11 protein-coding genes are annotated in these 11,945 nt (G+C 73.1%); 9 read left to right on the forward strand and 2 right to left on the reverse strand.

What is annotated here, in order from left to right; all coding sequences use genetic code 11:
- Positions 1-89 precede the first annotated feature (89 nt).
- Genes ASF50_RS18820 through ASF50_RS19880 form a run of 5 tightly spaced genes read left to right on the forward strand, consistent with a single transcriptional unit; the run spans position 90 to position 4,669 of the window.
- Positions 90-233 carry a hypothetical protein gene (locus tag ASF50_RS18820; RefSeq protein WP_156718077.1) on the forward strand — a complete coding sequence of 48 codons (144 nt, stop codon included), beginning with the start codon at positions 90-92 and terminating at the stop codon, positions 231-233.
- Positions 230-1,894 (forward strand): potassium-transporting ATPase subunit KdpA, encoded by a 1,665-nt coding sequence (gene kdpA, locus ASF50_RS04015; protein ID WP_056903559.1) that lies wholly within the window; start codon positions 230-232, stop codon positions 1,892-1,894. The genes ASF50_RS18820 and kdpA overlap by 4 nt, the downstream gene beginning before the upstream one ends.
- Entirely contained in the window at positions 1,891-3,894 is a 2,004-nt protein-coding gene (gene kdpB / locus ASF50_RS04020; RefSeq protein WP_056903560.1) for a potassium-transporting ATPase subunit KdpB, read from the forward strand. The genes kdpA and kdpB overlap by 4 nt, the downstream gene beginning before the upstream one ends.
- An 11-nt stretch (positions 3,895-3,905) precedes the next feature.
- Entirely contained in the window at positions 3,906-4,541 is a 636-nt protein-coding gene (gene kdpC / locus ASF50_RS04025) for a potassium-transporting ATPase subunit KdpC (protein WP_056903561.1), read from the forward strand.
- Entirely contained in the window at positions 4,538-4,669 is a 132-nt protein-coding gene (locus ASF50_RS19880) for a hypothetical protein (RefSeq protein ID WP_264674740.1), read from the forward strand. The genes kdpC and ASF50_RS19880 overlap by 4 nt, the downstream gene beginning before the upstream one ends.
- Before the next feature lie 15 nt (positions 4,670-4,684).
- Here the strand turns inward: ASF50_RS19880 and ASF50_RS04030 are convergent, their stop codons facing one another.
- Entirely contained in the window at positions 4,685-5,107 is a 423-nt protein-coding gene (locus tag ASF50_RS04030; RefSeq protein ID WP_056863681.1) for a hypothetical protein, read from the reverse strand.
- Between the two features lie 155 nt (positions 5,108-5,262).
- Between ASF50_RS04030 and ASF50_RS04035 the strand changes: the two genes are divergently transcribed.
- The 4 genes from ASF50_RS04035 (at position 5,263) to ASF50_RS04050 (ending at position 10,760) form a co-directional block, all read left to right on the forward strand.
- Entirely contained in the window at positions 5,263-6,165 is a 903-nt protein-coding gene (locus ASF50_RS04035; protein WP_056863682.1) for a carbohydrate ABC transporter permease, read from the forward strand.
- Between the two features lies 1 nt (position 6,166).
- Entirely contained in the window at positions 6,167-7,144 is a 978-nt protein-coding gene (locus ASF50_RS04040; protein WP_056903562.1) for a carbohydrate ABC transporter permease, read from the forward strand.
- Positions 7,145-7,252: 108 nt separating this feature from the next.
- Positions 7,253-8,596: an ABC transporter substrate-binding protein gene (locus ASF50_RS04045; RefSeq protein WP_056863684.1), complete on the forward strand. Its 1,344-nt coding sequence runs from the start codon at positions 7,253-7,255 to the stop codon at positions 8,594-8,596.
- Positions 8,597-8,711: 115 nt separating this feature from the next.
- Entirely contained in the window at positions 8,712-10,760 is a 2,049-nt protein-coding gene (locus ASF50_RS04050) for a beta-galactosidase (protein ID WP_056903563.1), read from the forward strand.
- Positions 10,761-10,763: 3 nt separating this feature from the next.
- On the opposite strand, the gene ASF50_RS04055 is transcribed toward ASF50_RS04050, so the two are convergent.
- Positions 10,764-11,747 (reverse strand): LacI family DNA-binding transcriptional regulator, encoded by a 984-nt coding sequence (locus ASF50_RS04055; protein ID WP_056863686.1) that lies wholly within the window; start codon positions 11,745-11,747, stop codon positions 10,764-10,766.
- Positions 11,748-11,945: the final 198 nt, after the last annotated feature.

The raw sequence follows: 11,945 nt of genomic DNA on the forward strand, positions 1-11,945 counted from the left end.
GCTAGGGAGGCGTCAACGGGGCGCAGCGGGCCGTCAGGGAAGCATCAAGGAGGTCTCGGGGAGCGGCTGGCAGGCTCTGGAATGAGGTCGTGTCCGACCTCCTCTACCTCGCCCTGACCCTCGCGGCCTTCGTGCTGCTGGCCCTCCTCGCCGGAGTCCTCGACCGCTCCGGCCGCGCCGGCGGTGGGGGTCCGACCGCCCACGCCGGCTCCGCCGACGACGCCGTCCGGTGAGCGCGCTCGGTCCCGCGCTCGGCCAGGTCCTCCTCCTCGCCGTGCTGCTCGCGCTGACCGTGCCCGTCCTCGGGCGCCGGCTGGCGCTGATGTACCTGTCCCCGCGCCACCTGCGCGCCGAGTCCGCGGCCTACCGCCTGCTGCGCCTCGACCCCGACGCCGACCAGCACTGGCGCACCTACGCCCTGTCGGTGCTCGGCTTCTCGATGGTCGGGGTGCTCGGGCTCTACGCCCTCGGGCGCCTCCAGCAGCACCTGCCGCTGTCCCTCGGCTTCCCGGCGCTGCCCGCCGACGGTGCCTGGAACACCGCGGTCAGCTTCGTCACCAACACCAACTGGCAGTGGTACTCCGGCGAGGCCGCCCTGGGCCACACGATGCAGATGGCCGGCCTGACGGTGCAGAACTTCGTCTCCGCCGGGGTCGGCATGGCCGTCGCGGCGGCCCTGGCGCGCGGCCTGGCCCGCAGCGGCCGCGACGGTCGGGTCGGCAACTTCTGGACCGACCTCGTGCGCAGCGTCGTGCGGGTGCTGCTGCCGATCGCGCTGCTCTCCGCGCTGCTGCTCGTGGCGCTCGGGGCGGTGCAGAACCTCGCCGAGCCCCACGCCGTGACCACGCTGAGCGGCGCCACCCAGGAGATCACCGGCGGGCCGGTGGCCAGCCAGGAGGCGATCAAGCAGCTCGGCACCAACGGCGGCGGCTTCTACAACGTCAACTCCGCCCACCCCTTCGAGAACCCGTCGCCGGCCAGCAACCTGCTCGAGACGTACCTGATGCTGCTGGTGCCCTTCGCGATGGCCTGGGCCTTCGGCCACCTCGTGCGCGACCGCCGTCAGGGCGGCGCCGTGGTGGCGGTCATGGCCCTGCTGCTCACGACCTCGGTGGCCCTGCTGACCTGGGCCGAGATGGCCGGGCCCGGCTCCGCGCCCGAGCTCGCCGGCGGAGCGCTGGAGGGCAAGGAGGTCCGCTTCGGCACCGCCGGGTCGGCCCTGTGGGCGGCCGTCACGACCGGCACCTCGACCGGTGCGGTCAACGCCATGCACGACTCGCTCACCGCCCCCGGCGGGGGCATCGCCCTCTTCAACATGATGCTCGGCGAGATCTCGCCCGGCGGCGTCGGGTCGGGGCTCTACGGCATGCTGATGCTCGCCGTCGTGACCGTCTTCCTCAGCGGTCTGATGGTGGGGCGCACTCCGGAGTACGTCGGCAAGCGCATCGGCCAGCGCGAGATCGTGCTGGTGGCGGGCTACGTGCTCACCACCCCTGTGCTCGTCCTCGTCGGCAGCGCCGTGGCCCTCACCGCTCCGGCCGGTCTGGCCGGGCTGCAGGAGGGCGGCCCCCACGGGCTGACGGAGGCGGTCTACGCCGTGACGTCGGCGAGCAACAACAACGGCAGCGCCTTCGGTGGGCTGACGTCGGGCACGCCGTTCTGGAACACCCTGCTCGGCCTGTGCATGCTGCTGGGCCGCTTCGTCCCGATCGTGCTGGCGCTGGCGCTCGCCGGTCGCTTCGCCGAGCAGCACCCACGACCGCCCGGGGCCGGCACGCTGCCGACCCACCGTCCCCTCTTCGTCACCCTGCTCGCCGGCGTCGCCCTGGTCCTGGTCGGTCTGACCTACGTGCCCGTGCTCGTGCTCGGCCCGATCGTGGAGTCCCTCTCGTGACCACCTCCCTGCTGACGACCGTCAGCGCGGCGCTGCCCGGCGCCCTGCGCAAGCTCGACCCGCGTCTCCTCCTCGCCACCCCGGTCATGCTCGTCGTCGAGGTCGGGGCCGTGACGACCACCGTGCTCAGCGTCCTCGACCCCAGCGCACTGGCGGTCCTCGTCTCGCTCTGGCTGTGGCTCACCGTGCTCTTCGGCAACCTCGCCGAGTCGGTGGCCGAGGGCCGGGGCAAGGCCCAGGCCGCGAGCCTGCGGGCGCTGCAGCAGGAGACCACCGCACGTCGCCTGGACCGCCGCGGCGAGGAGGAGCAGGTGTCGAGCACCTCGCTGCGCGTCGGCGACCTCGTCGTGGTGGAGGCGGGGGAGCGGATCCCCGGTGACGGGGACGTCGTCGAGGGTGTCGCCTCGGTCGACGAGTCGGCCGTGACCGGGGAGTCGGCCCCGGTGATCCGGGAGTCCGGGGGCGACCGGTGCGCCGTCACCGGCGGCACCACGGTGCTCTCCGACCGCATCGTGGTGCGCATCACCTCCGCGCCGGGGCAGTCGTTCGTCGACCGGATGATCGCCCTGGTCGAGGGCTCGCAGCGCCAGCGCACCCCCAACGAGATCGCGCTCGGCGTGCTGCTGGGGGCGCTGACCATCGTCTTCGTCGTGGTCTGCGCGACGCTCTACCTCATCGCCGACCACAGCGACGCCGACCAGTCGGTGGTGGTGCTCGTGGCGCTGCTGGTGTGCCTGATCCCCACGACCATCGGGGCCCTGCTCTCGGCCATCGGCATCGCCGGCATGGACCGGCTCGTGCGACGCAACGTGCTGGCCATGAGCGGGCGCGCCGTGGAGGCGGCCGGCGACGTCGACGTGCTGCTGCTCGACAAGACCGGCACCATCACCCACGGCAACCGGCGCGCCAGCGCGCTGCTCCCGGCCGGCGGCGTCTCGGACGCGGAGCTGGCCGAGGCCGCGCTCCTCGCCTCCCTGGCCGACGAGACCCCCGAGGGGCGCAGCATCGTCGACCTCGTGGGCTCGACGTACGACGGGGTGCCGGCGGGAGCGTCGCTGGTGGAGTTCAGCGCCACGACCCGGATGAGCGGGCTGGACCTCGACGGTCGCAGCGTGCGCAAGGGAGCCGCCTCGGCCACGTCGCGGTGGGTGCTCGACGGCGGGGGTGCGGCCTCCCCGGAGGTCGACGCCGCCGTGCAGGAGGTGAGCGCGAGCGGCGGCACGCCGCTGGTGGTCGCCGAGCGCGTCGACGACGGGCCGGCCCGCCTGCTCGGGGTGGTGCACCTCAAGGACGTCGTCAAGGACGGCATGCGCGAGCGCTTCGCGGAGCTGCGCGCCATGGGCATCCGCACGGTGATGGTGACCGGCGACAACGCGGTGACCGCCCACGCGATCGCCCGGGAGGCCGGCGTCGACGACGTGCTCGCCGAGGCCACGCCCGAGGAGAAGCTCGCGCTCATCCGCCGCGAGCAGCAGGGCGGCCGGATGGTCGCGATGTGCGGCGACGGCACCAACGACGCACCTGCGCTGGCCCAGGCCGACGTCGGGGTGGCGATGAACACCGGCACGACCGCGGCCAAGGAGGCCGGCAACATGGTCGACCTCGACTCCGACCCCACCAAGCTGATCGAGGTCGTGGAGATCGGCAAGCAGCTGCTCATCACCCGCGGGGCGCTGACCACCTTCTCGATCGCCAACGACGTGGCGAAGTACTTCGCGATCCTGCCGGCGATGTTCGTGGTCGCCTTCCCGCAGCTGGAGGTGCTCAACGTGATGCGCCTGAGCAGCCCGGAGTCGGCGATCGTGTCGGCCGTCGTGTTCAACGCCCTGGTCATCGTGGCGCTGGTGCCGCTGGCGCTGCGCGGCGTCGCCTACCGGCCGTCGTCGGCCGCCGACCTGCTGCGGCGCAACCTGCTGCTCTACGGCGTCGGCGGCCTGGTCGCCCCCTTCGTCGGGATCAAGCTGCTCGACCTCCTCGTCTCCCTCGTCCCCGGTCTCTGAGAGGACCCCGCGTGAAGACCCTGCTCGCCTTCTCCCGCCAGAGCCTCGCCGGCCTGCGCGTGCTGCTCGCCGCCACGCTGCTGCTCGGCGTGGCCTACCCCCTGCTGGTCACCGGTGTCGCCCAGGTCGCCTTCCCGTGGCGGGCCGACGGCTCGCTGGTGAGCGTCGAGGGGGAGCGCACCACCGACCCCGACGAGGCCGCGGGCTCCGCCCTCGTCGGACAGCTCGTCGACGACGACCGGCTCTTCCGGCCCCGGCCCTCGGCCGCCGGCGAGGGCTACGACATGCTCGCGACCTACGGCTCCAACCTCGGCCCCGAGAGCCCCGAGCTGCTCGACCTCATCGCCGAGCGGCAGGCCGAGGTCGCCGCCCGCGAGGGCGTCGACGTCGCCGACGTCCCGCCCGACGCGGTCACCGCGTCGGCCTCCGGGCTCGACCCCGACATCTCGCCGCGGTACGCCGCCCTGCAGGTGCCGCGCGTCGCCGCGGCCAGCGGCCTGCCGGAGGCGAGGGTGCGCGACCTGGTGGCCGAGCACACCGCGGGTCGCACGCTCGGCGTGCTCGGCGAGCCCCGCGTCGACGTGCTCGGGCTCAACCTCGCCGTCGTGGACGCGGCGGGGCTGGAGATCCCGGGGGCCGACCGGTGAGGCGCCCGTCGTCGCCGCACCCGGGACCGCGGGCACGCATCGCCCACGACGGCGGGCTGCTGCTCGTCGCGGCCGCGTGCGCCCTGGCCGCGCTCCTCGCGACCGGCCTGCGGGTGCTGCTCGACTGAGGCGGGGCCGGGCCCTCAGGCCGGCCGGGCGGTGAAGTAGCCCGCGTCGGCGAGCATCGAGGCGCAGCGGGCGCACAGCTCGACCCGCTCGCCGCCGAGGACGTCGGCGGCCCCCCGCTGACGGACCCCGGTGACCTCGGCGGCGACGGGGGAGAGGTGGTGACCGCTCGCGCAGCGCCGCGGGCGGTCGGGGGCGGCGGACGCAGCCGTGGGTCGCAGCGGCAGCGGGTCGCGAGCCGGCGGGGCCCAGGTCAGCGCGAGCGGGAGCCCGGTGAGCAGCAGCGGGTCGCTCGCGTCGCGGGTGGCCAGCCCCTGGAGCAGCAGGGTCGCCGCGACCGCGGGCGTGCGCACGCGGAAGGGGAAGCCGGCCTCGGCCGAACGGCGGCAGTGCTGCAGCAGGGCGGGGTCGACGAGCGGGCTGGTCGGGGTGCTGGACACGGGTGGCTCCTCAGGGGCGGAGACCTGTCCAACGAGTCCCGGGCGAGGAAGTGACGGTCGGGGCGTTGACGGACGCCGGGGCGGGATGTAACCATCCTCACAACGCGATGTTTACGCAAACATCGCATCCCGCGACACCCCGAGGAGGCAGGCCGATGGCGGTCCAGCAACCGATCGCAGACCGTGCCCCGCGCAACCGCCGCCGGTGGACGGGCTGGGGCTTCCTGGCGCCGTTCGTCGCGGTCTTCGCGCTGGTGTTCCTGGCTCCGATCGTCTACTCGGTCTACCTCAGCCTCTTCCGCGACCAGCTCATCGGCGGCACGTCGTTCGTCGGGCTCGACAACTACACCCAGGTGCTCGGCGACGACGCCTTCTGGGAGTCGCTCACCCGCGTCGGCCTCTTCCTGGTCGTGCAGGTGCCGGTGATGCTGCTGCTCGCGCTGCTGGTGGCGCTGGCCATCGACAGCGGGCGGCTCTACGGCGCGTCGTTCTTCCGGATCTCGATCTTCCTGCCCTACGCCGTGCCCGCCGTCGTCGCCTCGCTCATGTGGGGCTTCATGTACGGCGACCGCTTCGGCCTGGTCGGCAACGTCAACGACGCCCTCGGCACCTCGCTGCCCGACCCGCTCAGCCCCACCTGGGTGCTGGCCTCGATCGGCAACATCGTGACCTGGGAGTTCGTCGGCTACAACATGCTGATCTTCTTCGCCGCCCTGCGCACCATCCCCACCAGCCTCTACGAGGCCGCCTCCATCGACGGGGCCAGCGAGTGGCGGGTGATCACCTCGATCAAGCTGCCCGCCATCCGCGGCGCGCTCGTGGTGGCGACGATCTTCTCGATCATCGGCAGCTTCCAGCTCTTCAACGAGCCGAGCATCCTGCAGAGCCTGGCGCCCAACGCGATCACCACCGACTTCACGCCCAACCTCTACGCCTACTCGCTGTCCTTCTCGGGCCAGCAGTACAACTACTCCGCCACCGTCGCGATCGTGATGGGCCTGGTGACCATGGTCATCGCCTACGTCGTGCAGCTGCGCGGCATGCGCAAGGAGCTCTGACGTGACCACCACGCCCCTGGCCCCCACCCCGCCCGACCGTGGCGCGGCCCCCGTCCGCCCGGGCCCCCGCCTGCGCTCCAGCCGCTCCGGCGCCCGCCGCGGCGGCGTCCCGGTGACCGGGGCCCCCGCCGAGCGCCGCGCCCGGCGCAGCCCGCTGCTGACCGCCCTCACCGGCATCGTGCTCGTCTACAGCCTGGTGCCCCTGCTGTGGCTGGTCATCAACGCCACCAAGACCCAGGGCGACCTCTTCACCTCCTTCGGGCTGTGGTTCTCCGACGACTTCTCGCTGTGGTCCAACCTCACCGAGACCTTCACCTACGACGACGGCATCTTCCTGCGCTGGCTGCTCAACACGCTGCTCTACGTCGTGCTCGGCGCCGGCGGCGCCACCGCGCTGGCGGTGCTGGGCGGCTACGCCCTGGCGCGTTTCGACTTCCCGGGCAAGAAGGCGGTCTTCGCCGTCGTCATCGGGGCCGTCGCGGTGCCGGGCACGGCGCTGGCGGTGCCGACCTTCCTGATGTTCAGCCAGATGGGGCTCACCAACACACCGTGGGCGGTGATCATCCCGTCGCTCATCTCGCCCTTCGGCCTCTACCTGATGTGGACCTTCGCCACCGACGCCATCCCCACCGAGCTCATGGAGGCCGCGCGCGTCGACGGCGCCTCGGAGTTCCGGGTGTTCTGGCAGATCTGCCTGCCGCTGCTCATGCCGGGCGTCGTCACCGTGCTGCTCTTCACCATGGTCGCGACCTGGAACAACTACTTCCTGCCGCTGATCATGCTCAAGGACCCCGACTGGTACCCCCTCACCCTCGGGCTCAACGCGTGGAACGCCCAGGCGTCCACCGCGGGCAGCGAGGCCGTCTTCAACCTCGTCATCACCGGCTCGGTGGTCACCATCCTGCCGCTGGTCGCCGTCTTCCTGCTGCTCCAGCGCTACTGGCAGTCGGGCCTGGCCGCCGGCTCCGTCAAGGAGTGAGCGCGCACCCGCGCCCCACCACCCCGCACCACCACCCGCACCACCCCACCGATCCCCCCCGGGACGCACCGTCCAGGGCAGGCACGATCCGAGAGGACCACCCACACCATGAAGAACACGAACCGACGCAACCGCTGGCTCGGAGCGGTCGCCGTCGCCGCCGTCGGGGCGCTCAGCCTGAGCGCCTGCGGCTCGGGGGACGACTCCGCCTCCGGCGGGGAGCAGGTCTCCGCCGACGCCGTCGACGCCGCGCTCGAGGAGGGCGGCACCCTCACCGTGTGGGCGTGGGAGCCCACCCTGGAGAAGGTCGTCAGCGACTTCGAGGCGGAGTACCCCAACGTCGACGTCGAGCTGGTCAACGCCGGCACCGGCAACGACCAGTACACCGCCCTGCAGAACGCGGTCTCGGCCGGCAAGGGCGTGCCCGACGTCGCCCAGGTCGAGTACTACGCCCTGCCGCAGTTCTCCCTGGCCGGCAGCGTGAGCGAGCTGAGCGGGTTCGGCGCCGCCGACCTCGAGGACACCTTCACCCCCGGCCCCTGGTCCTCGGTGCAGCAGAACGACGGCATCTACGGCCTGCCCATGGACTCCGGCCCGATGGCGATGTTCTACAACCAGGAGGTCTTCGAGGAGTACGGCATCGAGGTGCCGACCACCTGGGAGGAGTTCATGCAGGCCGGTCGCGACCTCCAGGCCGCCGACCCCGACGTCTACATCACCAACGACACCGGCGACGCCGGCTTCGCGACCAGCCTCATGTGGCAGGCCGGGGCCCAGCCGTTCGCCTCCGAGGGCGAGGACGTCACCATCGAGTTCTCCGACGAGGGCGCGCAGACCTACGCCGACACCTGGCAGACCATGATCGACGAGGAGCTCCTCGCCCCGATCAGCTCGTGGAGCGACGAGTGGTTCTCCGGCCTCAACGACGGCACCGTGGCCACCCTGGTCACCGGCGCCTGGATGCCGGCCAACCTCGAGTCCGGTGCCCCCGACGGCAAGGGCGATTGGCGCGTCGCGCCGATGCCGCAGTGGGAGGCCGGCGCCGAGACCACCGCCGAGAACGGCGGCTCCTCGCTGACCATCCCGACCGACGCCCAGGAGAAGGAGCTGGCCTACGCCTTCCTGGAGTACGCCAACGTCGAGGACGGTGTGCAGACCCGCGTCGACGGCGGCGCCTTCCCCGCCACCGTCGCGGAGATCGAGTCCGACGAGTTCGTCGGCAAGGAGTTCCCGTACTTCGGCGACCAGAAGGTCAACGAGGTGCTCTCCGAGTCGGCCGGCCAGGTCGCCGAGGGCTGGTCCTACCTGCCGTTCCAGGTCTACGCCAACAGCATCTTCAACGACACCGTCGGCCAGGCCTACGTCTCCGACGAGCCCCTCGCCGACGGCCTCGCCGCCTGGCAGGAGCAGATGACCGAGTACGGCGAGCAGCAGGGCTTCTCCGTCTCCTGACCGGACCCGCCCCTCGCTGCACCGCAGCACCCCGCCCCACCCCCGTCGGTGCGACGGGACCGGCCCGGCCCGGTCCCGTCGTACCGACGGTCCCTTCCTCCGAGGAGCACGCACCATGACCGCCCCGACCTCCCACCGCTGGCTGCGCTGGCCCACCCGGCCCGACGAGCCGCGCATGGCCTTCGGCGCCGACTACAACCCCGAGCAGTGGCCGCGGGAGGTGTGGGCCGAGGACGTCGCCGCGATGCGCGGCGCGGGGGTCAACGTCGTGTCGGTCGCGATCTTCTCCTGGGCCCGGCTCCAGCCGGCGCCCGACCGCTTCGACTTCGCCTGGCTCGATGAGGTCATGGACCTCATGCACGCCCACGACATCGCCGTCGACCTGGCCACCGCCACCGCCTCGCCGCCGCCGTGGCTGACCACCCTGCACCCCGAGGTGCTCCCGGTGAGCTTCGAGGGCCACACCGTGTGGCCCGGGGCGCGCCAGCACTGGCGCCCCACCTCGCCGGTCTTCCGCGAGCACGCGCTGCGCCTGGTGCGCGCCGTGGCCGAGCGCTACGCCGAGCACCCCGCCCTGGCCGCCTGGCACGTGAGCAACGAGCTGGGCTGCCACAACGTCCACGACTACTCCGACGACGCCGCGCGCGCCTTCCGCACCTGGCTCCAGGCGCGCTACGGCAGCGTCGAGGCCCTCAACCACGCCTGGGCCACCAGCTTCTGGTCGCAGCGCTACGGCGCGTGGGAGGAGGTGCTGCCGCCGCGCTTCGCCGGCCACGGCTCCTTCATCAACCCCACCCAGCGCCTGGACTTCCAGCGCTTCTCCTCCGACGCCCTCGCCGAGCACCTGCGCGCGGAGCGCGACGTGCTGGTCGCGATCACCCCCGACGTGCCGGTGACCACCAACTTCATGGTGATGGGGGAGACGCGCGGCATGGACTACGCCGCCTGGGCCGCCGACGTCGACTTCGTCTCCAACGACCACTACGTGCAGGACGGCGAGCGCCCGCTCGACGAGCTGTCCTTCTCGGCCAACCTCACCGGCGGCATCGCCGGCGGCCGGCCCTGGTTCCTCATGGAGCACTCCACCAGCGCGGTCAACTGGAAGTCGGTCAACGTCCCCAAGCGCCCCGGCCACCTCGTGCGCGACTCGCTCACCCACGTCGGCCACGGCGCCGACGCGGTCTGCTACTTCCAGTGGCGCCAGTCGCAGGGCGGCGCCGAGAAGTACCACTCCGCGATGCTGCCCCACGCCGGCACCGGCACCGCCCTGCACCGCACCGTGCAGGAGCTCGGCGCGCGCCTGGACGCCCTGTCGCCGGTCGTGGGCAGCAGTCGTCGCCCCGCCGACATCGCCATCGTCTTCGACTGGGACTCCTGGTGGGCCGCCGAGGGCAGCGGCACCCCGACCCAGGAGCTGCGCTACCGCCAAGAAGCGCTCGACTGGTACTCCGCCTGCCTCGACCTGGGGCTGCGCGCCGACGTCGTGCCCCTGGCCGCCGACCTGTCGGGCTACGCCCTGGTCGTGGCACCGGTGCTGCACGTCGTGCCGGCGGCCCTGGCCGAGCGGCTCGAGGCCTACGTCGCCGGCGGCGGCCACCTGGTGACCACCTACTTCTCCGGGGTCGTCGACGAGCACGACCACGTCTGGCTCGGTGGCTACCCCGGCGCGCTGCGCGACCTGCTCGGCCTGCGGATCGAGGAGTTCGGCCCGCTGGAGCCCGGCACGAGCGTCGACCTCGACAACGGCACGGCGGGCTCGGTGTGGGCCGACGGCGTCGACCTCGTCGACCCGGCCGTCGAGGTGCGCGTGCGCTACAAGGACGGCGTGCACGCCGGCTCGCCCGCCGTGACCCGCCGCCCGGTCGGCGCGGGCTCCGCGTCGTACGTCGGGACCCGGCTGGGTGCGAGCGGCGTCGCGCCGGTGCTGGCCGACCTGGCCCGCGACGCGGGCGTGGTCTCCGAGCTGCCCGAGGAGGCGCGCGGCGCGGTGGAGCTGATCCGTCGTGAGCGCGAGGGCGAGCAGTACCGCTTCCTCGTCAACCGCACCGACGGCTACGTCGAGCTCCCGGCCCCGGCCGGCGAGGTGATCGACGGCGCCGCCCCCGCCTCCGACCGGCTGGTGATCGCCCCGCGCGAGGTGGTCGTCGTGCGCAGCGCCGACTGAGCCTCAGCCGGGCGGGGGAGCGGTGCTCGCGCGCACGACGAGCTCGGTGGGCACCAGCACCGTGGTGGGCGGGGTGCGCCGGTCGCGCAGCTGGGCCAGCACCCCGGCCACCGAGTGGCGCCCGACGCCGGCGAAGTCCTGTCGCACCGTGGTGAGCGGAGGGATGTAGCTCGCCGCGTCGGGCACGTCGTCGAAGCCGACGACGCTGACGTCCTGCGGCACGCGACGGCCGGCCTCGTGGAAGGCGCGGAGCAGACCGAGGGCCATCTGGTCGTTGGCGGCGAACACCGCCGTGCAGCCCGGCTCGCCGGCCAGCCGCTGGCCCGCCGCGTAGCCCGACTCCGCGCTCCAGTCGCCGCGCAGCAGGGGCGGGGCCGTGCGGCCGGCCGCCTCGAGGGTCGTGCGCCACGCCTCGCAGCGGCTCTCCCCGGCGTAGGAGGCCTCGGGGCCGGCGACGTGCCACACGGTCTCGTGGCCGAGGTCGAGCAGGTGCTGCACGGCCTGCCGGGCACCGAGGTGCTGGTCGGTGTCGACGACGGAGTGGCGGTCGGTGCCGCCGGAGTCGACCACGACCATGGTCATGCCGGGCGGGAGCACGGCCTGGGCGGTGTCGAGCAGGTGCACCTCCATGATGGCGATGACGCCGTCGACCGCGAGCTCGCTGAGCCGGTCGAAGGCGCCGGCCACCTTGGCCTGGGTGGGGGCCACGGGGAGGAGCGTGATCGCGTAGCCCTGCTCGGCGGCGGAGTCGGCGATGCCCTCGAGCGTGCGCATGTTGCCGGTGGTCGACAGCGTGAAGAGCACGACGCCGATCGTGCGGAACTCGCCCCGCTTGAGGGCCCGCGCGGCACCGTTGGGCCGGTAGCCGAGCTCGTCCATCGCCCGCAGGACCCGCTCGCGGGTGGCGTCGACGACGTCGCCGGCCCCGTTGGAGACCCGCGAGACCGTCTGCGCCGAGACGCCGGCGAGCTTGGCGACGTCGGCCATGGACACGCGCCGCTGCGGGGCCGGGGGAGGGGGTTCGGTGGTGGTCAACGGGCCTGCTCTCGGTGGTGGTGGCGCCACCACGATCCTCGCCTGCCGGGGACCTCGCCGGCAAGGCGGGGGCTTGACGGTCGCGGGGCGCGGTGAGACGGTCGTCACAGGCGATGTTTGCGCAAACATCCTGTCATGGACGGGGCGGGA

Origin of the sequence: Nocardioides sp. Leaf307 (assembly GCF_001423135.1) — a bacterium.
GTDB lineage: Bacteria > Actinomycetota > Actinomycetes > Propionibacteriales > Nocardioidaceae > Nocardioides > Nocardioides kribbensis.

What these genes read in the sequence shown, in the direction of transcription:
- ASF50_RS04035 (WP_056863682.1), top strand. Translation starts at nt 5,263, where the DNA reads ATGGCGGTCCAGCAACCGATCGCAGACCGTGCCCCGCGCAACCGCCGC.
- ASF50_RS04045 (WP_056863684.1), top strand. Translation starts at nt 7,253, where the DNA reads ATGAAGAACACGAACCGACGCAACCGCTGGCTCGGAGCGGTCGCCGTC.
- ASF50_RS04050 (WP_056903563.1), top strand. Translation starts at nt 8,712, where the DNA reads ATGACCGCCCCGACCTCCCACCGCTGGCTGCGCTGGCCCACCCGGCCC.
- ASF50_RS04055 (WP_056863686.1), bottom strand. Translation starts at nt 11,747, where the DNA reads ATGGCCGACGTCGCCAAGCTCGCCGGCGTCTCGGCGCAGACGGTCTCG.